This is a genomic window from Pseudomonas sp. R5-89-07, from assembly GCF_003851685.1.
GTDB lineage: Bacteria > Pseudomonadota > Gammaproteobacteria > Pseudomonadales > Pseudomonadaceae > Aquipseudomonas.
In genome coordinates, this window is sequence record NZ_CP027727.1 from 3484903 (window position 1) to 3508196 (window position 23294).

Below are 23294 nucleotides of genomic sequence, written 5' to 3' on the forward strand. Positions count from 1 at the left end.
AGCGAAGTGGGGGATCGTTCCCACGTGCGTGGGAACGATCGGTGATCTAGTTGTGTGCTACCAGTCTCCTCCCAGCCCCAGCAGCCCCAGAATCCGGCGTCGCAGGTCGACCAGATACGGATCATCCCGATGCCGTGGGTAGGGTCGTTCGATGGTCAACTGCGCCTGGATTTTCGCCGGGCGATCACTGAACACGATCACCCGGTTGGCCAGCAGCAGCGCCTCTTCCACGTCATGCGTCACCAGCAGGGCCGTGTAGCCCTGGCGCTGCCACAACGCGATGAGTTCCTTTTGCATGGTGATGCGGGTCAGCGAATCCAGCTTGCCCAGCGGCTCATCGAGGATCAGCAGCCGTGGCTGATTGACCAGTGCACGAGCCAGGGCCACTCGTTGTGCCATGCCGCCGGAAAGCTGCCGGGGATAGGCGCGGGCGAACTGGCTGAGGCCAACTTTTTCCAGGGCTTCGTCCACCTTGGCCGCGTGGCGTTTGAGCAGGCCTTGAGCTTCCAGGCCAATGGCGACGTTGTCCCAGACACGCCGCCAGGGGTAGAGCGTGGGGTCCTGGAACACCACCACGCGGCTGGGGTCGGGCCCGGTGATGGGCTGACCGTCGGCCAACAGCCTGCCGGCATCCGCCGGTTCCAGCCCGGCCACCAGGCGCAGCAAGGTGGACTTGCCGCAGCCGGAGGGGCCGAGCAAGGCGACGAATTCCCCCGGCGCCACGTCCAGCGACACCCGTTCCAGCACCGGCAAGTGCTGGCCGTCCAGGGCGAAGCCATGGCTGAGGTTTTCAATGCGCAGCGCGAGGCCCGTCGACGCTGCTGTCGCCTGTGCCAGCGCTACCATTTCATGGCTCCTTTCTGCCAGGCCAACAAGCGATCACGGACCAGGAACAAGGCGCTGATCAGCCCCGAACAGGCCAGTGCCATGATCAGCAAGGCGGCGTACATATTCGCGTAGGCGGCCCAGCCTTGGGCCCATTGCAGGTACCAGCCGATACCGGATTTGACGCCCATCATTTCCGCCACCACCAAAGTCGAAAACGACGCGCCCAGCCCCATGAACAGGCCGACGAACACATGGGGCAGCGCGGCCGGAATCGCCACCTTGAAAATCAGGAAGCCCTGCTTGGCGCCCAGTGTTCGGGCTACGTCGTAATAGGCCTTGTCGACACTGGAAACGCCTGACCAGGTCAGCACGGTGACCGGAAACCAGGTGGCCAGGGCGATCAAAAACACGCTGGCGCTCCAACTGCTGGGGAACAGGAAAAAGCACAGCGGCAGCAACGCCGTGGACGGCACCGGGCCAAGGATGCGCAGCACCGGGTGCAGCCAGTAGCCAATGCGGGTTGACCAACCGATGGCGACGCCCGCGATAAAGCCGGTGATCGCGCCCACGGCCACCCCCGAACCGAGCAGCAATGCCGAATGCAGCAGACTGTCGGCCAACCGTGCGTAGTCTTCGACGTACACCGCGAGCAAGGCCTGGGGCGGCGCGAAGAATGGCACCGGCAACAGCGCCAGCTTGGCCGTGAGCAGCTCCCACAGGCCGAGCAGCAGCGGCAATGCGATCAGCCACGGCGTGGCATTGCGCAGGCGCAACTGCAGTTTCGACAGCGTGCGGCCCAGCAGGCTCACGGCACTGAATACAACCGCTACGCCCACGCAGAGACTGGCCAGGCCCTGGGTCATCGGCCAATTGCGCGTCGCGTTCGGCCAGTAGCTGATCAGCAGTGCTACGCCGACCCAGGCTGACACGACGGCCGCGCCCCGCCAGCCGACCTTGAGCGCCACGCGGGGGTTGAGGGCGGTGGTATCAACTGAAGACATCGGCGGTGATCTCCTTGGCGAACTCCACCGGGTCGGTGCTCTTGTTGATCACTTCGACGGTTTTGAGATCGGTGATGTAGGTGGTGATTTCCTCGGTCAAGGCTGTACCGACCGCGTGATGCCCGTGGGTGTGATCGTGAAGGATCGCCTGCACTTCTTCGGTGGACGTATTCAGCGCATAGGCCTGGAAACCTTTGGCGACGGCTTCGGGGTTTTGTACCGAATAATCATGCGCTTCGAGGATCGCTTGGGTCAGGGCCGCGACCACGCGCTTGTCCTCGCGCACCAGCTTGCCGGTGACGCCGACCACACAGCAACTGAGGTTGGCGTATTCCTCCACCAGGTTGGTGGACAGCTCGCGCGCCACGCCGGATTTGATCAGGCGGTACATGAATGGGTCGCTGCCGCTGACCGCCTGCACTTCGCCGCGCTCCAGCGCAGTGCCGAGCAGGTCGGCCGGATACAGGCGCCACTCAACGTCGCGCACCGGGTCCACGCCATGTTTTTTCAGCAGGATCGAGAAAAAATTGCGGTCTGGACTGGCCATGTCCGTAACGCCGATGGCCTTGCCCTTGAGGTCTTCGAGCCGGCTCACGCCGCCGTTCGCCGCACTGAGCAGACGCAGGCAACCGCCATGGGTGCCGGCGGTGAGCTTGACATCGAAGCCTTGCTCCAGCGCCTTGAGCCAGCGCAGCGCCATGCCCACGCCGGCGTTGGCCTTGCCGGTGGCGATGGCTTCGAGCAGCACTTCGGTGGAGTTGCCGAAGTTGACCAATTCAACGTCCAGGTTGTGTTTGGTGAAGAAGCCCTGGCCGTGAGCGATTACCACCGGTGCCAGGCACACGGCGTTGAGGTTGACCGCCAGTTTCAGCTTGCGTGGTGCGTCGAGGCGGATGAACTCACCGGTGCCGGTGGGTTCCTGCGGTGTGCCATGACCGGCGTGCGCGTCGGTAGCAAACACCAGGCGCGGCAACGACAGGCCGGCCAGGGTGAGGCCGGCCATGCCGAGCAAGCGGCGACGGGTCAAAGGGTCGAAAGCAGCCATGCGCGGTATTCCTTTTTCTAAAGTGAGGGTGGCGAGGGTTTCAGGCGTCCAGTTCGGCCAGGCCCAAGTGCTCGCGCAACGTCGAGCCTTCGTAAGCGGTTCGGAACAAGCCTTTGCGTTGCAGATGAGGAATCACACTCTCGACAAATTCGCTGAACGACCCCGGCAGGTACCCCGGCGACACCACGAACCCGTCGCAACCGCCCTGCTCGAACAGTTCGGCCAATTGATCGGCGATCTGTGCGCCCGTGCCCACCAGTTGCGGCACGCGCACGCTGCTCGCAAAGATGCGGCCCAGTCGTTCCAAGGTAAGCTCGGCGCCTTGCATCAGCAGTTTTTCAGCCGCCGCCGCATGCACCAGCGGCGAACGAGCGACCTCAGCCAAGGTGGCGCTCAGGGCAAACGGCGAGAGGTCGACATTCAGTTGCGAAGCCAATGTGACCAGGCCCAGTTCGGGCCGCGCCAGGGCATTGTGGCGGTCGCGCTTGGCGCGGGCTTCGGCTTCGCTGCCGCCAATGAACGGCATCACCGCCGTGAGGACTTTGCAGCTGTCGGCGTCGCGGCCTTGTTGTACCACCTGAGCCCGCACGTCATCGCGAAAGGCACGCATGGCCGCCAGGTGCGGGTGGATGGTGAAAATCGCTTCAGCCCAGCGCGCCCCGAAACGACGACCGCGCCCCGACGAACCAGCCTGGATCAGCACCGGCCTGCCCTGGGGCGTGCGCGGGATATTCAGCGGGCCTTCGACCTTGAACCACTCGCCCTGATGCTGCACCGAATGGATCAGCTCGGGGTCGGCCAACACGCCCTTTTCGCGATCCAGCTTGAGCGCGTCCTTGCCCCAGCTGTTCCACAGCTTTAACGCCACTTCGACGAACTCGTCGGCGCGGTCGTAGCGCAGGTCGTGCTCCAAGTGCTTGGCCTTGCCGAACAGGCGCCCCTCGCTGTCGTTCATCGAAGTGACGATATTCCACGCGGCGCGGCCTTTGGACAGGTGATCGAGGGTGGCGAATTCGCGAGCGATATGCGCCGGCTCGTAGTAGGTGGTGGAACGCGTCGCGCCCAGCCCCAGCTTGCGGGTCTGGCCTACCAGATAAGACAGGATCGGCAGCGGGTCCAGGCGTGTGGCGTCCTGGGCGCCATAGCGCAAGGCAAACTCCCGTGAGCCGCCCATCTGGTCGCCCACCGCCAAGCGATCGGCGAAGAACAGGAAGTCGAACAGGCCCTCTTCCACCACCTTGGCGATGCGTGCGTAGTACTCGGGATCGAGGTAGTTGCCAACGGTTTGCGGGTGGCGCCACACGGCGTGGCTGTGAACCACCGGCCCGCTCAACAAGAAAGCCGATAGGTGAATCTGGCGGGATGCGGTCATGACGGGCCTTCGAGCAAAAGTGCGCGATTGATTATATTGGCCGTCAATAATTATGAAAGAACCCTATAATTCTATGGATATGCCAGATTGCTCGAAAGGCTGGAAAAGTGCCCTAAGCTCAGATCGAAAGAGTATTTATCGAACGGTTTTCAGATCATTAAGCTGGGCCCTCAACTAGAAGATCGAGCTCACCATGTCCCTCCGTTATCCTTTCGCTGCTGCTTTCGGGTTGCTAGTGCTGAGCGTTGCGCCGAGCGCCCCTGCCCAGGAAACCGTACGTATCGGTTATCAGAAATCCTCGACCCTGATCACCCTGTTGAAAACCCAGGGCACCCTGGAAAAAGCGCTGAAGGCCGATCACATCGACGTCAGCTGGCATGAGTTCCCCAGCGGGCTGCCCTTGCTGGAAGCACTGAATGTGGGCAACGTCGATATAAGCGCCGATGTGGCCGATACCGTGCCGATCTTCGCCCAGGCGGCCCAGGCCAAGCTCACCTATTTCGCCCAGGAAGCGCCCTCGCCCGCAGCCCAGGCCATCGTGGTGCGCAAGGACTCGCCGATCCAGCAACTGGCGGACCTCAAGGGTAAAAAAATCGCAGTGACCAAGGCTGCCGGGGCTCACTACCTGTTGATCGCCGCCTTGAACAAGGCCGGCCTGGCCTTCTCGGATATCGAGCCGGCATACCTCTCACCGGCAGACGGTCGCGCCGCGTTCGAAAACAACAAGGTGGATGCCTGGGTGACCTGGGAACCTTTCCTCACCAGCGTGCAGCGCCAATTGCCGACGCGCACGCTGGCGGACGGTACCGGGCTGGCCAGCTACAAGCGTTATTACCTGACGGGCACGCCCTACGCCCAGGCCCATCCCGAGGTATTGAAAGCGGTGTATGCACAGCTGGAACAGGCCGGCCAATGGGTAAAAACCCACCCGCGGGACGCAGCGAAAGTACTCGGGCCGTTGTGGGGCAACCTGGATGAGGCGACGGTGGAAGCGGCGAATGCGCACCGCAGTTACCAGGTGCAACCGGTGACGCTGGAGCAGTTGGGTGAACAACAGAACATTGCCGATGCGTTTTTCAAGGCCGGGTTGTTGCCCAGGGCCGTGGACGCCAAGGCTGTGCAGACCTGGCAGCCGTGAAAAAGTAATCTGTGGCGAGCGTGCTCCCGCTGGACTGCGCAGCAGGCCTATTGTTTGGTGCCGCTTCGCGGCCCAGCGGGAGCAAGCTCCCTCGCCACAGGGGGATGTTTGCCTGATCAGCCCCGGGGCCGCCAGCTTTTTTAGCGCTGCGCGACACCCGTGCCAAACCGCCGAATCGCCAGGCAATACCCCACCAACGCAAGCGCCGCCAGCAAGCCGCCCGCCGCGCCGATCCAGGCGAAGCCAAAGTGGCTGCCGACCCAGCTGCCCATCAGCGCGCCGCCGCCGATGCCGATATTGTAGATCCCGGAAAACATCGCCATCGCCACATCCGTAGCATCCGGCGCGAGCACCAGCACCTTGGACTGCATCGCCAGGCCGAAGCCCATGATCGCCATGCCCCAGAAAATGCTCAGCACCACCAGATAGGATTCGGCGCCGCTCAACGGCAGCATCAGCGCCAGGCAGGCCGCAAGCAGGAACACGCAACTGATCGCGAACACATGCGGGTTGAAACGATGCACCAGGCTGAACAGCAGCGAGCCGATGATGCCGGCGCCGCCGAACACGAGCAGGATCAGGGTGACCGCACTGCCGCCCAGGCCGGCAACGCCTTCGACGAAGGGTTCGATGTAGCTGTAGGCGGTGAACTGTGCTGTGACGGTCATCGCGGTCAGCACGTAGAGCGCCACCAAGGCCGGGCGCTTGAACAGCAACGGCAGGCTGCGCAGGGAGCCGGAGTTCTGGCTCGGCAGCGGCGGCAAGGTGCGCGCCAGCCAGAACACTAGCGCCGCCGCGAACGCGGCGATCACCAGGAACGTGGTGCGCCAGCCCATGGCCTCGCCTAACAGACGGCCCAGGGGAATGCCCAGCACCATCGCCAGGGAGGTGCCGGTGGCGAGCAGGCCAAGGGCTTGCACCTGCTTGCCCACCGGTGCCAGGCGCACCGCCAGCGACGCGGTGATCGACCAGAACAGTGCATGGGCCAGGGCGATGCCGATACGGCTGACCATCAGCAGGCCGAAGCTGGTGGCCACACTGGACAGGATATGACTGGCGATAAACAGGCCGAACAGCACAATCAGCAATTTGCGCCGTTCAACGTTACGCGTGAGCAGCATCACCGGCAACGAGGTCAGCGACACGATCCACGCATAGATGGTCAGCATCAGGCCGACGCTGGCGACGGGCATGTCAAAGCTGGCGCCGATGGCGCTGAGCAGGCCGACCGGCACGAATTCGGTGGTATTGAACACAAACGCGGCCAGCGCCAGGGCGATGACCGGTTGCCAATTGGCTTGAGGGGTTGCGGCTGAAAGGCTCATTGACGGGCGAGGTACTCTGACGGTGATCAAACGGCCGCGCCGAACAGGCGGGGCCGTTGAACATTCTATAGGTTTCTCGCGCAGCTGTTGGCGCCGATCCCGCCCGGTTATCGCCGAGCCACTGCGTGCATTTGTCGCAGGGGAGAGTTTCGTCAATCGGCGCGGCGTTAACTTGAGGCTATTTGCTCGTCGATAAACTGACTCACGGATCCACCTGCGTCATCAACTCGGGAATGCTTTCCGGCCGCTTGGCATAGCGCTGGGCCAATGCCGCGCACACCATCAGCTGGATCTGATGAAACAGCATCAGCGGCAGGATCAGCACACCCATGGTCGCCCCGGCGAACAGCACCTGGGCCATGGGCACGCCGGTAGCGAGGCTTTTCTTCGAGCCGCAGAACAGGATGGTGATGCGGTCTTCCTGGTTGAAGCCGAACGCTTTGCCCAGCAGTGCGGACGCCACCAGCACCAGCGCCAGCAACACGCAGCACGCCACCACCAGCCCACCCAGCTCCCACAGGGGAATCTGCTGCCAGATACCTTCGTTGACCGCTTCGCTGAAGGCGCCGTAGACCACCAGCAGGATCGAACCCTGGTCGACGAACCTGAGCCAGGCTTTATTGCGCCCGACCCAATCACCGATCCAGCGCCGGGCGATCTGGCCGGCGACAAACGGCAGCAGCAGCTGCACGCTGATCTTCAGGATTGCGTCCACCGTTGAGCCGCCATCGCCGTGCACGTTGAGCAGCAGGGTCACCAGCAACGGCGTCAGGAAGATCCCGAACAGGCTGGAGGCCGCTGCGCTGCAGATCGCCGCCGGAATGTTGCCGCGCGCCAGGGAGGTGAAGGCAATCGCCGATTGCACGGTGGCCGGCAGCGCGCAGAGATAGAGCATGCCCATGTACAGGTCGTTGCCGATCAGCGGCGACAGCACGGGTTTGAGCGCCAGGCCCAGCAGCGGAAACAGCACGAAGGTCAGGCTGAACACCAGCAGGTGCAGGCGCCAGTGCCCGGCCCCGGCGACGATAGCCTGGCGCGACAGCTTGGCGCCGTGCAGGAAAAACAGCAGCGCAATGGCCAGGTTAGTGACCCAGCCGAAGGCCACGGCGGTCTGGCCGCTGGCCGGTAGCAGGGAGGCCAGGATCACCGTGGCGATCAGGGTCAGGGTGAAGTTGTCGGGCAGGAAACGTGGACGGGTCATAAGCAAGTTTTCCAGGGGTTGCCAAGAGCATGTCGGCGACTCTAACGTAACCACCTGCTACCGACTAACGCCAATGAGCCAGTAAATGCCGCCCAAAGGACATGACAAAACCGTCCGACGCACTGTGCCCGGGCTGCCCAGCCTGCCGCGGCCGGTGTACGGGCGCACCGAATCGTTGCCCAATCGTGCGCTGACGCGCCGGCACAGTCACCCATGGGTGCAGCTGTCCTATGCGATTTCCGGGGTGCTGGAGATCCAGACCAGCGCCGGCCGTTTCGTTGCGCCACCCCAGCGTGCGGTATGGATTCCGGCGGGCATGCCTCATCGCGTGTACAGCTCGCCCCACACCGAAATGCGCAGCCTTTACCTGGATTGCCGCGTCACCACCTGGGCGGCCGAGCGCTGCCAGGTGCTGGCGGTGAGCAGTCTGTTGCGCGAATTGATCCGCAGCTTCAGTGAACTGCCGGTGGAATATGCCGAGGACGGCCCCGACGGCCGGCTGGCCCAAGTGGTGCTGGACCAACTCGCCGCAGCGCCCCAAGTGGACTTGATGTTGCCCTTGCCCCATGACCCCCGCCTGCGCCAGATTTATCGCAGCCTGAACCTGCACCCGGAGCAACAGACCACCTTGGGCGAGTGGAGCCGCAAGCTGGGGGTGAGCGAAAAAACCCTCAGCCGTCTGTTTCTCGCTGACACCGGGCTGACGTTCCGCGCGTGGCGCCAGCGCCTGCGACTGCTCAGCGCCCTGCCCGCCCTGGAACGAGGCGAACGGGTGACGGATGTGGCGCTGGGCTGTGGTTATGAATCGACGTCGGCGTTTATCAATGCGTTTCGTCAGCAGTTCGACGCTACACCCGGTGAATTCTTCCGCTGATCCTTGTTCAATCAGCCATGCCAGGTATTCAAATAATCCCCAAACACGCGCTCGGCTGGTATTGTGCCGCGCTTTGAAAGACCGCTACCGACTTGCGAGGAAATGGACGTTGAACACTGACGATAAAATGACCGGAGACCTGTTCGAGGTTGATAAACGCCTGTCACTCAAGCCTGTGGTGGACTTCAACGCCTACCTGCGCAGTGCATTTGGCGACGGCCCGTGCACCTGCATTCGTTGCAGCGCCAGCGGTGGCGATGAAACCGGTTATGCGTTCCAGCACACGTTTGATTTCGACGGCAAGCCCACGCACCGCCGCTTCGCCTCCACGGCAGGCAGTGACGTGCTGATGGCACTGAAGAAAGCCTGGTTGTCGTACACCAAGGCGGAATTGCCGCTCAGCGGTGTGTTGGCGCTGGAGACGGTGAAGGAGTTTGTCGAGCCGCAGTTGCACAAGCGCGTGGCGCCCCTGCTATTGGCCAGCGGGTTGGTGAAGGATGTCGATAACCAATTGCACGTTCAGCCACAAGCATTGACTTGAACGCGCTTCAAATGTGGGAGGGGGCTTGCCCCCTCCCACATTGGTTTTGTATTAGCAGATTACAAGCCGGGAACGCCTTGCACCCGGGTCTCAGGCGTCAGTTCTTCCAGCGGCTCGGTCAACGGCCGATCACTGATCCCCGGCAGCAGGATCACCTTGCGGCACTCTTCCTCGGCTTTATCAAACAGTTCATAGCCCCGCGCGGCCTGTTCCAGGGACAGTCGATGGGTAACGATTGCCTCGGGATTCAAGTGCCCGAGTTCAATATGCTCAAGCAATTGCGGCAGGTAGCGCTGCACATGGGTCTGGCCCATCTTGAAGGTCAGGCCCTTGTCGAACGCGTCGCCGAACATGAAGCCGTGGATGAAACCGGCGTACACCCCGGCCACGCTGACCACGCCGCCACGGCGCACCGCGGCGATGCACTGGCGCAGGGCCTTGCCGCTGCTGCCTTCGATTTTCAAGGTAGTGAGGATGGTTTCCGTGGTGCTGCCCTTGGCTTCGAAACCCACCGCATCCACCACGCCGTCGACACCGCGCATGCCGGCGGTCTGGCGGATGATGGTGTCGGCGGGGTCATCGTCTTCTTCGAAGTTGATCGGGATCACGCCGTACATCTTTTGCGCGTAGGCCAATCGATAGGGATGGTCGTCGACCATGAAAATCTGTTCGGCGCCAAGCATCTGCGCGCACGCCGCGCTGAGCAAACCCACGGGGCCGGCGCCGTAAATCGCCACGCTGGAGCCTTTGCCGATACCGGCGTTGGTCACTGCCTGCCAGGCCGTGGGCAGGATGTCGGTGAGGAACAGCACCTTTTCATCCGCCAGCACGCCGGGCACCTTGAACGGCCCGGCGTTGGCCTTGGGCACACGCACCAGCTCGGCCTGGCCGCCGGGAATGCCGCCGTACAGGCGGCTATAGCCGAACAACGCGGCGCCTGGTGGGATCGCCTTTTTATTCAGGATCGCACCGCGTCCGTCGTTGGTGGTTTCGCAGGCGGCGTACTGTTGCAACTGGCAGAAGAAACAATCGCCACAGGCAATCACGAAGGGAATCACCACGCGGTCGCCGCGCTGCACCGCCGTCACTGCCGGGCCGGTTTCTTCAACGATGCCCATGAACTCGTGCCCGAAAATGTCGCCATGCTCCACCGTCGGGATCTTGCCTCGGTACAGATGCAGGTCCGAACCGCAGATCGCGGTGGCGGTGACGCGTAAAATGATGTCGTCGGGCTGCTCAATGATCGGGTCAGGCACCGTCTCGACCTGGACTTTGTGGGCGCCTTGGTAAGTCATCGCGCGCATGCTCTGCACTCCTGTGGTTGGGCTTACTACTTAAGGGCGCGCGCAGTGCGTGGGTGTTCCCTCAACCTGCAGCGGCAACCGATAAATGGTCGCCGCGACTCTGGGCCAACAGCCCATCCACCACGCGGCACAGACCGCCCAACGCATCGGCGCCGGCGGCCCGCGCATCGGCATACCAACGCAACTGCTCGACCGCACTGTTACCTCGCAGCAGAAGCGTGTGAAGGATGTCGAACAACGGCCGTTCACCCGTGGCGTCGGCCGTGTCGGCGAACGTCTGGCGAGCGCGCTGCAGCCACTGTTGCGCATTGCCCAAGGTGCCTGAAGCGTCCAGCGCAAAGGTGCCGGCTGCGCCGAAGCGCTTGGCTTGCCAGCGGTTTTCCTTGAGCAGCCAACGCGCTTCGGGGGTGAAACCCGCACCGGGGCGCTGCATCGCGCAGGCATAACTGACCATCACGCGAAAAAAAGTCGCCAGGGCCAGGCCATCCTCCAGCCGGGGGCAGGCGTCGGTCATGCGCAGCTCAAGGGTGGGGTAGCGCGCCGAGGGGCGAATGCCCCACCAACCATTGCCATCGGCGTCGATTGCGCCCATGCGCTGCAACAGTGCCAGATAGCGCTGATACGCCTGCCAATCGGCGAAATGTTCCGGCACGCCCATGCGCGGCCACTCATCGCAGGCGGCTTGGCGGTAGCTCATAAAGCCCGTGGGCGCACCGTTCCAGAAGGGTGAGGAACAGCTGAGCAACAGCAATAACGGCAGCCAGGGCGAGACCTCGTTCATCACCGCGATGCGATCGATACCGGTCGGCACCTCGACATGCACATGCAAGCCACACAACACACTGCGCCGCGCCACGTACTGCACTTGTTCGAACAATTGCCGGAAGTGCACCTGCTCGGTGGGCCGCTGCTCACGCCAATCGGCCAAAGGATGGCTGCCGGCGCAGAGCACGCTCAAGCCGAAGTCAGCCAAAGCCTGCGCCAGGTTGCAGCGCACGGTTTGCAGGTGCACGGCTGCTTCGGTACTGGAGTGGAATACGGGTGAAGCGGCCTCTATCTGCCCTTGGAACATCTCATGGTTAAAGCCATCACCGATAGCGCCCCGGCAGGCCGCCAGCACGGCCGCCGTGGGTTCGGCCAGCATCTGGCGAGTGTGCAGGTCGGTAATGAAATACTCCTCTTCGACACCGAAGGCGAGCATGAGCGTTCAGCGTAGGCGAGTGACGGTGAGCGCCACCACGGCGATCCGCTCGACGCGTTCATAACCGGGCTTATCGAGTTCTTCGCCGAAGACGTCAGGGTCCAGTTCCCGATAGGTCCAGCCATAGGCGTCGCTGGCCAGCAGCGGCTTGACCGCCTCCAGGAAAGGGTCGCCGCCCGCCACCATGGCCACACCGGTATACAGCACCAGGCTACCGCCAACCGCGAGGCGCCCGAGGGATTCGCTGACGATACGCACCGACAGCTGTTCGCCCAGCGCGCCGCCGCCATGGCGGTAGGCGCGCTGGCGGTCGTCATTCATGTACGGTGGGTTTGCGACGATCAGGTCGAATTCGCCCTCGACGCTGGCCAGCACGTCACTTTGATACACGCTCACATTTGCCAGGCCGGCCAGCTCGGCGTTCACCGCGGTGAGGCGCAAGGCGCGGGGGTTGATGTCCACCGCCAGCACCTCGGCGTCTTGCCGCGCATGGGCGATGACCAGCGCGCCGACACCGGCTCCGCAGCCAATGTCTACCGCGCGTTTAACCGGCTCGAAACGCTGCTGCAGATAAGCTTGGATCACTTGGGCGAATCGATAACTGTCGGGGCCGAAAAACACCGCGTCCGCCTCGACGGTGGGAAAAGGCGAATGGGCAAACAGCAAATCATCCAGGCTCGACCAGCGCACCGTGCTGCGCCACAGGGCGTCGTGTTTTTCGATCACCTCGGCCTGCTGCAACTCGTCACGAAACGCTTCAGGCAACAGCTCATTGTCGAACGGCATGGACCAGCCGAAGACATCGCGCAGATTCATCGCCAGAGGTGTCCCCAGGCGTCGATAGACGCGCTCGTGGGTCAATGGCGTGGGCGTGATGAAGCGGTAGCCGCTCTCCCTCAAGCCTCGACCGAGGTTCAGCAAGGCACGATCAGCCAATTGTTGGGCAGACATGAAAGACTTCCTTAGCGCAGGCGCGCGCGCAGTTGGATAAAACGGCGGGTAGCGTATAGGCCTGCGGGGCTGCAATGGCGCCGCGCCGACATCCACGGGATCAGCGTGCCCAGCTGTTGTTCATCGGGCAGGTTCCACAATGAATCGGCAAGGGCCTGGGTGTCCGGATCGGCCGGCCGATGCTGTTCACGAGAAAAACGGCTGCCGCGCCCCGGCCGTACCGGCGGTACGCGCTGGGTGCCGATCCAGTCACCGGCGATCCAGTCATGCAGCACCTGTTTTTCGTAACCGCTGAACACGCCGAACATCGCGGCGCCCGCGCCCTCGATCAGCTGCCAGAAGCGGCTTTCGGAGGGCTCCTGGTTGCGTTTGATCCAGCCTTTGTCTTCCATCGCCTTGAGGAAATCTGCGATCTGCCCGGGCTTGGCCAGCCATTGGTTGACGGTCTTGCCTTCAAAGCGGCAATAGTCCGAATGCATGTGCTGGCCAAAGGTGCGCTTGCGCTCGAGCATGGCCACCACTTCTTCCTGCAGATCGAACTGTTCGATCACCGCAGTGGTGCCTGGGCCGAGGTCGTTGAGGCGGTAGCCAGCGGCGACACGACGGTAGAAGTCTTCCCTGCCCTCGCCCAGCGGCAGCAAGTTCAACACCGACTGCGCGGCTTTGCTGGCGTGGCCGCTGCTGGCGTTGTCGATGGTCACATGAAGGGTGAAGTAATAGGGGTCGATGCCCAGCTCGCTCAGCTCGTACGCGGTGATCAACAGGTGTAGCGGCAACTGCTCGTAGCCGAGGTTGTAGCCGATGATCTCCGGCAGAAACTCATCGGCGCACAGGCCCAGGGCCAGTTGCAGGGCGCCTTGCAGATAGTGGTCATCCTCAAGCCCCGCCTCGCTGTCGGCGTCGTGCTCGCTGAGCAGCTTGCGATAGATCACCACGTGGTTCTGTGCGGCCTCGCCGTCGCCCAACTCTTCGAGGTAGGTGGTGAGCAGGCCGTCGAAACGCTGGTCCTGCCAATAGTGCAGCAGGCCGTAGAGCCAGGCGCCGTCCACCTGTTTGGTCGGCGCCACGCGTTGCAGCACATACAAGGCGTGGGCCTTGTTGTGGAAGTAGCGACGGGGGCGGCCTTGCTGGCGTTGCTCCAGGTACTCGGCGTACGCCTGGGCTACGGCAGCGCAACGCTGTTCGACCCAGGCCGGCAGTTGTTCGGGCGAATCGGGCAGGTCGCTGGCGGTCGTTTCTACCTGGGCCAGTTGGTCCTGCAGGTATTCCCGCGCCAGTTCCATGGCGTCCGGCGATTCACCATACAACTGTTGGTAGACCCGTTGATGGCGACCATGGGCCGCGTCAGTGACAGAGGCCGGTTGGCCCGACAGCGCTGTAAGGAGTGTCATGGTGGCAGTTTCCGCAAAGTCCGTTACAACGGACCACCCTGCTAGGCGGCCCCGCAAAAGCGCTTTGAACCACGCGCTTATAGAATGCAGAACCTTGGAGGGTGCGAAAAATTCAAATGGTGTTGGGAAAGGAGGGATAAGCGGTCGCAATGTATTGCTAGTGACGCCTTTCACCGAGAGGATGCGAGGTTCGGGAAAGCCTCAAGGATATTCTTGCCGGGCGTGTAATACGTTGACGATCTCGATCCGTTCTGCGGACACTCGATACACCAACACATAATTCGGGTGAACGACGACCTCCTCGGCACACGACCATTCGGATACAGATAAGGATGCTCCGTCAATGGCAAAGGCGCACCTTCAAGGCGGGTCTTGAGGCGTCGTGCAGCGCCAGGGTTTTGTGCTGCGATAAAAGTCACGATTTCAATCAGGTCGCTGATGGCCTCATCAAGCCAAACAACGGGCAGCATCAGACTTTCGCCCTCTGTTTACGCTCCGCTTGCTGAATGATCGCTTCAACCCTCGCCATGACTTCATCATGAGGCACGCCGGGGCCGGGATTGGTCAGGCTTTTTTCGACTTTTTTACGAAACCAGAGATCATGGCTACTCGCCTGCTCTTCGGTTTCAAACTCCGAAACAACTGGGGAAAGTGGAACAGCCATCAGGTCACCTCCTGTATGAACGTTCAGCAGTTTAGTCGCAACCCGGCGGGCTGTCTTGAACCACCAGATGAAATGCAGGCGAGCTTACCCGCAAGATTAAAAATGGCACGCAAGGTTCCGTTCTGTTTCAAGTGATGTGGGAGAGGGCTTGCCCCCTCCCACACTGGTACTCAGTGCATTGCGTAGCCCTATTACTTACGCGCTGCCTCCCACTGCTTGAGCAGGTCGTTGTAGTTCACGGTCTCGCCTTTGGGCTTCTCGTTCGCCAGTTTAGGCTTCGGCGCGCCAGGCTGGTCGAACCAGTATTGCGCGTCTCGCTCGGGGTTCATTTTCGGGCCGCACACCGGTTGAACCTTGGAGCGTTCCAGGCGCGTCATGATCGCGTCCTGTTCCTTGGCCAGGTTGTCCAGGGCCTGTTGCGGGGTTTTCTCGCCGCTGGCGGCGGCGGCGATGTTGCTCCACCACAGTTGCGCCAGGCGCGGGTAGTCCGGCACGTTGGTGCCGGTTGGGGTCCATTCGACCCGCGCCGGGCTGCGGTAGAACTCCACCAGGCCGCCGAGTTTGGGCGCCAGGTCGGTCATGGCCTGGGAGTTGATGTCGGACTCACGAATCGGCGTCAGGCCGACGATGGTCTTCTTCAGCGACACGGTTTTGGAGGTCACGAACTGAGCGTAGAGCCAGGCGGCGAGTTTCTGTTTCTCCGGCGTCGACTTGAGGAAGGTCCAGGAGCCTACGTCCTGATACCCCTTCTTCATGCCCTTCTCCCAATACGGCCCGACCGGCGACGGCGCCATGCGCCATTTCGGCGTGCCGTCGGCGTTGACCACCGGCAGGCCCGGTTTGGTCATGTCGGCGGTAAACGCGGTGTACCAGAAGATCTGCTGGGCGATGTTGCCCTGGGACGGCACCGGGCCGGATTCGGAGAAGGTCATGCCCGCCGCTTCCGGTGGCGCATAGGCTTTCATCCAGTCCACGTATTTCTGCGTGGCAAAGACGGCCGCCGGGCCATTGGTGTCGCCGCCGCGGGTAACGCTGGAGCCCACCGGGTGGCAGTCCTCCACGCGAATGCCCCACTCGTCCACCGGCAAACCGTTGGGCAGGCCCTTGTCGCCGCCACCGGCCATGGAGAACCAGGCGTCGGTGAAGCGCCAGCCCAGGGATGGGTCTTTCTTGCCGTAGTCCATGTGCCCGTAGATACGCTTTCCGTCGATTTCCTTGACGTCTTCGCTGAAGAATTTGGCGATGTCTTCATAGGCCGACCAGTTCACCGGCACGCCGAGGTCATAGCCGTACTTTTCCTTGAATTTGGCTTTAAGCTCCGGGCGCTCGAACCAGTCGGCGCGGAACCAGTAAAGGTTGGCGAACTGCTGGTCAGGCAACTGGTAGACCTTGCCGTCCGGGGCGGTGGTGAACGACAGGCCGATAAAGTCCTTGAGGTCCAGGGTTGGCGAGGTGAAGTCCTTGCCTTCGTTGGCCATCAGGTCGGTGATGGATTCGGTCTTGCCGTAGCGAAAGTGCGTGCCGATCAGGTCCGAGTCGTTGACCCAGCCGTCATAGATGTTCTTGTCGGACTGCATCTGGGTTTGCAGCTTTTCCACCACGTCGCCTTCCTGCAGCAGGTCGTGGGTCAGCTTGATCCCGGTGATTTCGCTGAAGGCCTTGGCCAGTACCTTGGATTCATACTCGTGGGTGGTGAGGGTTTCCGACACCACGTTGATCTTCATCCCACGGAACGGCTCGGAGGCCTTGATAAACCACTTCAATTCCTCCAGTTGCTGTTCGGCCGTGAGGGTAGACGGTTTGAACTCGCTGCCGATCCACTTTTTCGCCGCATCTTCATACGCATCGGCCCAGGCCGAAGCGCTCAAACCACTGAGGGCCAGTACGGCAGCCAATGAAATGCTATGTCGCAGCTTATTGTTTTTATTCAACATAGAGACCTCCTGGTTAATTTCGAACAGGGCTATCAGATGCCTCTCCCCTGTAGGAGCGAGCTTGCTCGCGAAAAACTCACAGACCCCGCGCACTACCAGGAGCACCGCGTTATCGTTGACGATTTTCGCGAGCAAGCTCGCTCCTACACGAAGGAGTCGGTGCTAGCCCCAGCGCATCACACTCAACAGCCACACCAGGGACAGCGCGGTCGCCACCCAGATGCTCCAGCCGGTGGCGCCGATTACCAGCAAATGCAGGTAGGCGCTGCCGAGAAGACCGATAAACAAACGATCACCACGGGTGGTGCTGATCGGCAGAAAACCCCGCCGAGGGATACTCGGCGAGCGCAACTCCCAGGTGGTCATGCCCGCCAGAATCAGCGCGATGCCGCCAAAGAACAGTGCAGTCGGGGTGGTCCAGGCCATCCATTCCATCGTCGATTCCTCTAGACCCGGCCCAGGGCAAAGCCCTTGGCCACGTGGTTACGAACAAACCAGATCACCAGCATGCCCGGCAGGATGGTCAACACCCCCGCCGCCGCCAGCACGCCCCAGTCGATACCCGAGGCCGACACCGTGCGGGTCATCACTGCCGCGATGGGCTTGGCGTTGACCGAGGTCAAGGTGCGCGCCAGCAACAGTTCGACCCAGGAAAACATGAAGCAGAAAAACGCCGTGACGCCGATGCCGGAACCGATCAACGGGATGAAAATTTTCACGAAGAACTTGGGAAACGAGTAGCCATCAATGTAGGCGGTTTCGTCGATTTCCTTGGGCACGCCGGACATGAACCCTTCAAGGATCCACACTGCCAGCGGCACGTTGAACAGACAATGGGCGAGTGCCACCGCGATATGCGTATCGAACAGGCCGATGGACGAATACAGCTGGAAAAACGGCAGCAGGAACACCGCGGGCGGCGCCATGCGGTTGGTCAGCAGCCAGAAGAACAGGTGCTTGTCGCCCAGGAAACGGTAGCGCGAAAACGCGTAGGCCGCCGGCAAGGCCACGCTCAGGGAAATCACCGTGTTCAAGCTCACGTAGTACAGCGAGTTGAGGTAGCCGGTGTACCAGCTCGGGTCAGTGAAGATCACCTTGTAGTTGGCCAGGGTGAAATCCTGCGGAAACAGCGTCAGCCCGCCGAGGATTTCGGTGTTGCTCTTGAACGACATGTTCAGCAACCAGTAGATCGGCACCAGCAGGAACAGGATGTAGATCAGTAATGGAACCAGCTTGCGCTTGCTCATGTTGGCGGCCTCAGCGGTTGGCGTCGGAGTGGGTCATGGCGGTGTAGAACAGCCAGGACACCAACAGGATGATCAGGAAGTACACCAGCGAAAATGCCGCCGCCGGGCCGAGGTCGAATTGGCCTACCGCCATCTGGGTCAAGGTCTGACTGAGGAAGGTGGTTGCATTCCCCGGCCCGCCGCCGGTGAGTACGAACGGCTCGGTGTAGATCATGAAGCTGTCCATGAAGCGCAGCATCACCGCGATCAACAGCACGCTTTTCATCTTGGGCAGCTGGATATGTCGGAACACCGCCCAGGCCGATGCGCGATCGATACGCGCAGCCTGGTAGTACACGTCCGGAATCGCCCGCAGCCCCGAATAGCACAGCAACGCCACCAGAGAGGTCCAGTGCCACACGTCCATCACCAGCACGGTGACCCAGGCGTCCATGGTGTTGGCCGCATAGTTGTAGCTGATGCCCATAGCGTTGAGGCTGTAACCGAGCAGGCCGATGTCGGCGCGGCCGAAGATCTGCCAGATGGTACCGACCACGTTCCACGGAATCAGCAAGGGGATCGCCAGCACGATCAACACCAGCGACGACCAGCGGCCCTTGGTCGGCATGGTCAGGGCGATGGCAATGCCCAGGGGAATTTCGATCAGCAGCACACAGGCCGAATAGATAAACTGGCGCAGCAGCGAATCGTGCAGGCGCGGGTCGAGCAGCACCTGCTTGTACCAGTCGGCGCCGACGAAGTAGCGGCTGGACTGGTCGAAAATATCCTGCACCGAGTAGTTGACCACCGTCATCATCGGGATCACGGCGCTGAACGCCACCAGCAGGAACACCGGCAGCACCAGCCACCAGGCCTTGTTGTTCTGCACCTTGTTCATGGCTGCACCTCCAGCAGGTAATCGTCGGCGTAGAGCATCAGCCATTGCGCGGGGAAGCTGATGCAGGCTCGGCCTTCGGGCACCGGTTTGTCTTCGGCCAGGCGCACTTTGAGCGTGGCGCCATCGAGGTCGAGGGTCATGATCTTGTAGGTGCCGAGGTCTTCAACGTGAGTGACGTCGGCCTGCAAGGCGTCAGGGTTGTGCTCGTCCCACACATGGATGAATTCCGGGCGAATACCCACCTGCAGCTTCTTGTAGTCGGTGGCGCTGAGGCGTTGCTGCAACGCCTCGGACAGCGGCAACAGCGTGTTGGCAAACCGCACCCCGCCCGCCTCGGCCTGCACCTCGATCAGATTCATCCCGGGGCTGCCGATGAAATAACCGACGAAGGTGTGGCTCGGCCGCTCGAACAATTCCCGCGGCGTACCGAACTGCACGATCTGCCCGCCGTACATCACCGCGATTTTATCGGCGAAGGTGGAGGCTTCAAGCTGGTCGTGGGTGACGTAGACCATGGTGATATTGAACTGCTCGTGAATCTGCTTGAGCTTGCGCCGCAGTTTCCATTTCAGGTGCGGGTCGATCACCGTCAGCGGCTCGTCGAACAGGATCGCCGACACGTCGTCGCGCACCAGGCCACGGCCCATGGAGACTTTTTGTTTTTCGTCGGCGGTGAGGTTGCGGGCTTTTTTGCTCAACAGGTTCTGCAGGTCGAGGACCTCGGCGATTTCCTGCACCTTGCTATGAATTTTCGCCTCGGCCATGCCCTGGTTGCGCAGGGGAAACGCCAGGTTATCGAACACCGTCATGGTGTCGTACACCACCGGGAACTGGAACACCTGGGCGATGTTGCGCTTTTCCGGGGTGAGGTCGTTGACCACCTGGGTATCGAACAGCACCTGGCCTTCGGAGGGGCTGAGCAGGCCGGAAATAATGTTGAGCAAGGTCGACTTGCCGCAGCCCGACGGGCCGAGCAAGGCGTAGGCACCGCCCTGCTCCCACACGTGGTTCATGGCGCGGATGGCGTAGTCTTCCGGGCCGCTCGGCGTAGGGCTGTAGCTGTGCGCCAGGTTCTGCAAGTGGATCTCGGCCATCAGGCAACCCTCGCGACACGGCGCCCGGGGGCCTGGACCAAACGGCCCTGGCCATCGAACACAAACAGTTTATGGGTGGGGATATACACGCGGATCGGCGCGTCGACGTCGTACTCATGCACCCCCGGCAGGTGCAGCACGAGCAGGAAATGTTCGCTGCGCACGTGCAGGAAGGTTTCCGAACCGCTGATCTCGGCGACTTCCACGGTTACCGCCAGCTCCAGGTCATCGTCGTTGCTGGGCACCAGGCTGATATGGCTGGGGCGCACGCCGAAGCGGAATTCACCTTCGCCGATGGGACGCAGGTCGACGTTGAGCGGGAAATGCACGAAGTTGGCGAAACTCACTTCATTGCCGCTGATGCGCCCCGGCATCAGGTTGATCGGCGGTTCGGAAAACAGCTCGGCAGCCAATACGCTTTGTGGCTGGTGATAGACCTCGGCGGCCTTGCCGCTCTGAATCACCCGGCCTTCGTGAAGAATGGTGGTGGTACCGCCCAGCGCCAGGGCTTCGTTGGGCTCGGTGGTGGCGTAGATTGCGATGGTGTGGCGCGCCTTGAACAGCTCGCGCATTTCCTGACGCAGTTCTTCGCGCAGCTTGTAGTCCAGGTTGACCAACGGTTCATCGAACAGGATCAGCTCGGCGTCTTTGACCAGCGCCCGGGCCATGGCCGTACGCTGTTGCTGGCCGCCGGACAGTTCCAGCGGGTGGCGTTGCAGGAATTTCTCGATGCGCAGCATTCGCGCCGTTTCCAGCACCTTGCTCTGGATCAGCTCGTTGGCCACACCGGCCTGGCGCAACGGCGAGGCAATGTTTTCGAACACGGTCATGGTCGGGTAGTTGATGAACTGCTGATACACCATGGACACGTTGCGCAAGCGCACCGGCTTTTGCGTGACGTCCACACCGTTCATCAGGATGCGGCCGCTGTCGGGCTTGTCCAGGCCGGCCATCAGGCGCATGAGGCTGGTCTTGCCGGACAGGGTGCGGCCGAGCAAAACGTTGAAGGAACCGGCTTCGAAACGCAGGTTGGCATCGTCGATCCAGGTTTGGCCTTCGACAACGCGGGAGACATGTTCCAGGGTCAATGACATGACACGACCTTTTTATTATTGGAATGAATCTGGCCAGTTGTCAGAGCGAGTTTCGTGCCAGAAATGGCAGGTGGTTGATCCGTAAGGAAATGGGATGAATGCGCTGTTCGGGAGTGAACAATTTGACTGATCAACTGAACAGTCAGGGGGTTGACAATGAACAGTTCTGAACAACACTCTTCTGACCTCAGCAAAGGTCAAATGTGGGAGGGGGCTTGCCCCCGATGGCGGTACATCAGTGAAAAACGTGCTGACTGACCCACCGCTATCGGGGGCAAGCCCCCTCCCACACTGACCTGGTTACATCCACTGGATTGTGCAAGACCCCAAAACAATAAAAATGAAGGTCAACACATGGCCGAACCACTGACTCACGACACCATCATCCAGGACTCCTGGCGCCGTTGCCGCGCCTTCGGCCTGGACCACCAGAGCACGCCCAGCTTTGACCAGTTGCCCGCCGAGGGCATTCGCCAGTTGCTGGAGAGCCAGCATTCACTGGTGCAGACCACTCATCAGGAAGTGCTGCCCTACTACGAAAACATCCTGAGCAATTCCAACTGCCTGATCATGTTGGCCGACAACCAGGGCCAGGTGCTGACCTCGTGGGGCACTCAGCGGTTTATCGAGCCGCGGCTGGCCCGTGGTTTCAGCGCAGGCGCCAGCTGGATGGAACACGCCAGCGGCACCAACGCCATCGGCACCGCGTTGGCCTGCGCCCAGGCCGTGCATATCGAGCACGACGAACACTTCCTCAAGGCCAACCGCTTCATGACCGGTTCGGCGGCGCCGATTTTCGACGCTCAACGCGAGATCATTGCGGTGCTGGACGTCTCCAGCGACAGCTACCTGCCGCCCTCCCACACCCTGGGCATGGTCAAGATGATGAGCCAGACCGTGGAAAACCGGCTGATCCTCAACCTGTTTCGCGGCGAGCACTTCCAGCTGACGTTCAACACCGGCCTGAGCAACCTCGACAGCCAGTGGGCAGGCCTGCTGATCTTCGATGAAAGCGGCCAGGTGCTGTCGGCCAACCGGCGCGCGGACAACCTGCTGGGCATCAGCTTGTCGCGGGTAATGATCGACAGCTTGTTCAAGGTCTCGCTGCTGGAGTTGCTCAATCAGCCGGAGGGCCTGCCGTTCTCCCTGCAAGCGGCGGGACGCAATCGCTTCCAATGCCTGCTCAAGCGGCCCCGGCAGACGCCGGTGCAGGCTCGGATGTTCAACCCACCTGCGCCGTCCAGGCCCACCGCCGTCAGCCTCACGACCCTGCACTTTGGCGATGCACGGGTGGAGAAAGCCGTGCGCCAGGCCGAACGCCTGCTGGAGAAAGACATCCCGCTGTTGATCCACGGCGAAACCGGCGTGGGCAAGGAGGTGTTCGTCAAAGCCCTGCACCAGGCCAGTTCCCGCAGCCAGCAGGCATTGATCGCGGTGAACTGTGCGGCGATTCCGGCTGAGCTGGTGGAATCGGAACTGTTTGGCTACGAAAAAGGTGCGTTCACCGGCGCCAACCAGAAAGGCAGCATCGGCCTGATCCGCAAGGCCGACAAGGGCACGCTGTTTCTCGATGAAATCGGCGACATGCCTCTTCCCACCCAGGCCCGTCTGCTGCGGGTGCTGCAGGAGCGTTGCGTTCAGCCGGTGGGCAGCAGTGAAGTGTTCCCGGTGGACTTGCGCATCATCTCGGCGACCAACCGAGCATTACGGGAACTGGTGCAAGCCGGGCGTTTTCGTGAGGATTTGTACTACCGCATTGGCGGCCTGACCCTGGAACTGCCGCCATTGCGCGAGCGCAGCGACAAGCAGGCGCTGTTTCAGCAACTGTGGCAGCAGCACCGCGACCCCACGCAGTGGGCCGGGCTGAGCGCCGAGGTGCTCAAGCTGTTCGAACAACATCCGTGGCCGGGCAATTTGCGTCAGGTGAGCAGTGTGTTGCAGGTGGCGCTGGCGATGGCCGAAGAACAGCCCATCCGCCCGGAACATCTGCCCGATGACTTTTTTGTGGATTTGCAGGGGCCGGGGCCGACACCGGAGCCCGCCAATGAGCGCCTGGATGACAGCATCGACCTGACGCAGCGCCTGAAAGCAGCGGGCGGCAACATATCCCACCTCGCCCGCGAACTGGGGGTGAGCCGCAATACCCTGTACAAGCGCCTGCGCCAGAACGAAGCCTGAAGCAGCAAGCTTGCGCGCGCCTACCGATACCGCC

21 protein-coding genes and 1 pseudogene are annotated in these 23294 nt (G+C 61.9%); 4 read left to right on the forward strand and 18 right to left on the reverse strand.

Annotated elements, in window-relative coordinates:
- Positions 1-57: 57 nt before the first annotated feature.
- The 4 genes from C4J94_RS15845 to C4J94_RS15860 are packed head-to-tail and all read right to left on the reverse strand — an operon-like array spanning position 58 to position 4246.
- A complete protein-coding gene (locus tag C4J94_RS15845; RefSeq protein WP_124387049.1) occupies positions 58-846 on the reverse strand; it encodes an ABC transporter ATP-binding protein in 789 nt (262 codons plus the stop codon).
- The gene (locus tag C4J94_RS15850) at positions 840-1829 is read right to left on the reverse strand and encodes an ABC transporter permease (RefSeq protein WP_124387050.1); all 990 of its coding nucleotides are present in this window, start codon (positions 1827-1829) and stop codon (positions 840-842) included. Before C4J94_RS15850 ends, C4J94_RS15845 begins: the two co-directional genes overlap by 7 nt.
- Entirely contained in the window at positions 1816-2874 is a 1059-nt protein-coding gene (locus C4J94_RS15855) for an ABC transporter substrate-binding protein (protein ID WP_124387051.1), read from the reverse strand. Before C4J94_RS15855 ends, C4J94_RS15850 begins: the two co-directional genes overlap by 14 nt.
- Before the next feature lie 40 nt (positions 2875-2914).
- Complete coding sequence (locus C4J94_RS15860) at positions 2915-4246, reverse strand: LLM class flavin-dependent oxidoreductase (protein WP_124387052.1); 1332 nt, start codon at positions 4244-4246, stop codon at positions 2915-2917.
- 193 nt (positions 4247-4439) lie between these two features.
- Here C4J94_RS15860 and C4J94_RS15865 point away from each other — a divergent pair, with 193 nt between their 5' ends.
- The gene (locus tag C4J94_RS15865; RefSeq protein ID WP_124387053.1) at positions 4440-5384 is read left to right on the forward strand and encodes an aliphatic sulfonate ABC transporter substrate-binding protein; all 945 of its coding nucleotides are present in this window, start codon (positions 4440-4442) and stop codon (positions 5382-5384) included.
- Between the two features lie 140 nt (positions 5385-5524).
- Here the strand turns inward: C4J94_RS15865 and C4J94_RS15870 are convergent, their stop codons facing one another.
- Positions 5525-6709 (reverse strand): sugar transporter, encoded by a 1185-nt coding sequence (locus C4J94_RS15870; protein ID WP_124387054.1) that lies wholly within the window; start codon positions 6707-6709, stop codon positions 5525-5527.
- 202 nt (positions 6710-6911) lie between these two features.
- On the reverse strand, positions 6912-7910 hold the full coding sequence (locus C4J94_RS15875) for a bile acid:sodium symporter family protein (RefSeq protein ID WP_124387055.1): 999 nt from the start codon (positions 7908-7910) through the stop codon (positions 6912-6914).
- 85 nt (positions 7911-7995) lie between these two features.
- Here C4J94_RS15875 and C4J94_RS15880 point away from each other — a divergent pair, with 85 nt between their 5' ends.
- Positions 7996-8784, forward strand: coding sequence for a helix-turn-helix domain-containing protein (locus tag C4J94_RS15880; RefSeq protein WP_124387056.1), 789 nt, complete (start codon positions 7996-7998; stop codon positions 8782-8784).
- Positions 8785-8893: 109 nt separating this feature from the next.
- Positions 8894-9325 carry a hypothetical protein gene (locus C4J94_RS15885; RefSeq protein WP_124387057.1) on the forward strand — a complete coding sequence of 144 codons (432 nt, stop codon included), beginning with the start codon at positions 8894-8896 and terminating at the stop codon, positions 9323-9325.
- 59 nt (positions 9326-9384) lie between these two features.
- Here C4J94_RS15885 and C4J94_RS15890 read toward each other — a convergent pair whose 3' ends face one another.
- The 12 genes and pseudogenes from C4J94_RS15890 to C4J94_RS15945 all read right to left on the reverse strand — a co-directional run bounded on the left by C4J94_RS15890 (position 9385) and on the right by C4J94_RS15945 (position 21082).
- Positions 9385-10629, reverse strand: a complete 1245-nt coding sequence (locus C4J94_RS15890) for a zinc-dependent alcohol dehydrogenase (protein WP_124387058.1) — start codon at positions 10627-10629, stop codon at positions 9385-9387.
- Between the two features lie 61 nt (positions 10630-10690).
- Positions 10691-11830: a carboxylate-amine ligase gene (locus tag C4J94_RS15895; RefSeq protein WP_124387059.1), complete on the reverse strand. Its 1140-nt coding sequence runs from the start codon at positions 11828-11830 to the stop codon at positions 10691-10693.
- Between the two features lie 6 nt (positions 11831-11836).
- Positions 11837-12781 carry a class I SAM-dependent methyltransferase gene (locus C4J94_RS15900; RefSeq protein ID WP_124387060.1) on the reverse strand — a complete coding sequence of 315 codons (945 nt, stop codon included), beginning with the start codon at positions 12779-12781 and terminating at the stop codon, positions 11837-11839.
- Between the two features lie 11 nt (positions 12782-12792).
- The gene (locus tag C4J94_RS15905) at positions 12793-14172 is read right to left on the reverse strand and encodes an iron-containing redox enzyme family protein (protein WP_124387061.1); all 1380 of its coding nucleotides are present in this window, start codon (positions 14170-14172) and stop codon (positions 12793-12795) included.
- A 201-nt stretch (positions 14173-14373) separates the two neighbouring features.
- Positions 14374-14642: pseudogene (locus C4J94_RS15910) on the reverse strand (type II toxin-antitoxin system RelE/ParE family toxin).
- Positions 14642-14836, reverse strand: a complete 195-nt coding sequence (locus C4J94_RS15915) for a stability determinant (protein ID WP_124387062.1) — start codon at positions 14834-14836, stop codon at positions 14642-14644. The pseudogene C4J94_RS15910 and the gene C4J94_RS15915 overlap by 1 nt, the downstream one beginning before the upstream one ends.
- A gap of 191 nt (positions 14837-15027) precedes the next feature.
- The gene (locus tag C4J94_RS15920) at positions 15028-16770 is read right to left on the reverse strand and encodes an ABC transporter substrate-binding protein (RefSeq protein ID WP_124387063.1); all 1743 of its coding nucleotides are present in this window, start codon (positions 16768-16770) and stop codon (positions 15028-15030) included.
- A 162-nt stretch (positions 16771-16932) separates the two neighbouring features.
- Complete coding sequence (locus C4J94_RS15925) at positions 16933-17205, reverse strand: DUF2160 domain-containing protein (protein ID WP_124387064.1); 273 nt, start codon at positions 17203-17205, stop codon at positions 16933-16935.
- A gap of 11 nt (positions 17206-17216) precedes the next feature.
- On the reverse strand, positions 17217-18017 hold the full coding sequence (locus C4J94_RS15930; RefSeq protein WP_124387065.1) for a carbohydrate ABC transporter permease: 801 nt from the start codon (positions 18015-18017) through the stop codon (positions 17217-17219).
- A gap of 10 nt (positions 18018-18027) precedes the next feature.
- Positions 18028-18894, reverse strand: coding sequence for a carbohydrate ABC transporter permease (locus C4J94_RS15935; RefSeq protein ID WP_124363238.1), 867 nt, complete (start codon positions 18892-18894; stop codon positions 18028-18030).
- A complete protein-coding gene (locus tag C4J94_RS15940) occupies positions 18891-19988 on the reverse strand; it encodes an ABC transporter ATP-binding protein (protein ID WP_124387066.1) in 1098 nt (365 codons plus the stop codon). Before C4J94_RS15940 ends, C4J94_RS15935 begins: the two co-directional genes overlap by 4 nt.
- On the reverse strand, positions 19988-21082 hold the full coding sequence (locus C4J94_RS15945; protein WP_124387067.1) for an ABC transporter ATP-binding protein: 1095 nt from the start codon (positions 21080-21082) through the stop codon (positions 19988-19990). Before C4J94_RS15945 ends, C4J94_RS15940 begins: the two co-directional genes overlap by 1 nt.
- A 354-nt stretch (positions 21083-21436) precedes the next feature.
- Between C4J94_RS15945 and C4J94_RS15950 the strand changes: the two genes are divergently transcribed.
- Positions 21437-23260 (forward strand): sigma-54-dependent Fis family transcriptional regulator, encoded by a 1824-nt coding sequence (locus tag C4J94_RS15950; RefSeq protein WP_124387068.1) that lies wholly within the window; start codon positions 21437-21439, stop codon positions 23258-23260.
- Positions 23261-23294: the final 34 nt, after the last annotated feature.

Bases quoted from the DNA above. Each gene is read 5' to 3' on its own strand.
- C4J94_RS15845 (WP_124387049.1), bottom strand. From the start codon at position 846: ATGGTAGCGCTGGCACAGGCGACAGCAGCGTCGACGGGCCTCGCGCTG.
- C4J94_RS15850 (WP_124387050.1), bottom strand. From the start codon at position 1,829: ATGTCTTCAGTTGATACCACCGCCCTCAACCCCCGCGTGGCGCTCAAG.
- C4J94_RS15855 (WP_124387051.1), bottom strand. From the start codon at position 2,874: ATGGCTGCTTTCGACCCTTTGACCCGTCGCCGCTTGCTCGGCATGGCC.
- C4J94_RS15860 (WP_124387052.1), bottom strand. From the start codon at position 4,246: ATGACCGCATCCCGCCAGATTCACCTATCGGCTTTCTTGTTGAGCGGG.
- C4J94_RS15865 (WP_124387053.1), top strand. From the start codon at position 4,440: ATGTCCCTCCGTTATCCTTTCGCTGCTGCTTTCGGGTTGCTAGTGCTG.
- C4J94_RS15870 (WP_124387054.1), bottom strand. From the start codon at position 6,709: ATGAGCCTTTCAGCCGCAACCCCTCAAGCCAATTGGCAACCGGTCATC.
- C4J94_RS15875 (WP_124387055.1), bottom strand. From the start codon at position 7,910: ATGACCCGTCCACGTTTCCTGCCCGACAACTTCACCCTGACCCTGATC.
- C4J94_RS15880 (WP_124387056.1), top strand. From the start codon at position 7,996: ATGCCGCCCAAAGGACATGACAAAACCGTCCGACGCACTGTGCCCGGG.
- C4J94_RS15890 (WP_124387058.1), bottom strand. From the start codon at position 10,629: ATGCGCGCGATGACTTACCAAGGCGCCCACAAAGTCCAGGTCGAGACG.
- C4J94_RS15895 (WP_124387059.1), bottom strand. From the start codon at position 11,830: ATGCTCGCCTTCGGTGTCGAAGAGGAGTATTTCATTACCGACCTGCAC.
- C4J94_RS15900 (WP_124387060.1), bottom strand. From the start codon at position 12,781: ATGTCTGCCCAACAATTGGCTGATCGTGCCTTGCTGAACCTCGGTCGA.
- C4J94_RS15905 (WP_124387061.1), bottom strand. From the start codon at position 14,172: ATGACACTCCTTACAGCGCTGTCGGGCCAACCGGCCTCTGTCACTGAC.
- C4J94_RS15915 (WP_124387062.1), bottom strand. From the start codon at position 14,836: ATGGCTGTTCCACTTTCCCCAGTTGTTTCGGAGTTTGAAACCGAAGAG.
- C4J94_RS15920 (WP_124387063.1), bottom strand. From the start codon at position 16,770: ATGTTGAATAAAAACAATAAGCTGCGACATAGCATTTCATTGGCTGCC.
- C4J94_RS15925 (WP_124387064.1), bottom strand. From the start codon at position 17,205: ATGGAATGGATGGCCTGGACCACCCCGACTGCACTGTTCTTTGGCGGC.
- C4J94_RS15930 (WP_124387065.1), bottom strand. From the start codon at position 18,017: ATGAGCAAGCGCAAGCTGGTTCCATTACTGATCTACATCCTGTTCCTG.
- C4J94_RS15935 (WP_124363238.1), bottom strand. From the start codon at position 18,894: ATGAACAAGGTGCAGAACAACAAGGCCTGGTGGCTGGTGCTGCCGGTG.
- C4J94_RS15940 (WP_124387066.1), bottom strand. From the start codon at position 19,988: ATGGCCGAGATCCACTTGCAGAACCTGGCGCACAGCTACAGCCCTACG.
- C4J94_RS15945 (WP_124387067.1), bottom strand. From the start codon at position 21,082: ATGTCATTGACCCTGGAACATGTCTCCCGCGTTGTCGAAGGCCAAACC.
- C4J94_RS15950 (WP_124387068.1), top strand. From the start codon at position 21,437: ATGGCCGAACCACTGACTCACGACACCATCATCCAGGACTCCTGGCGC.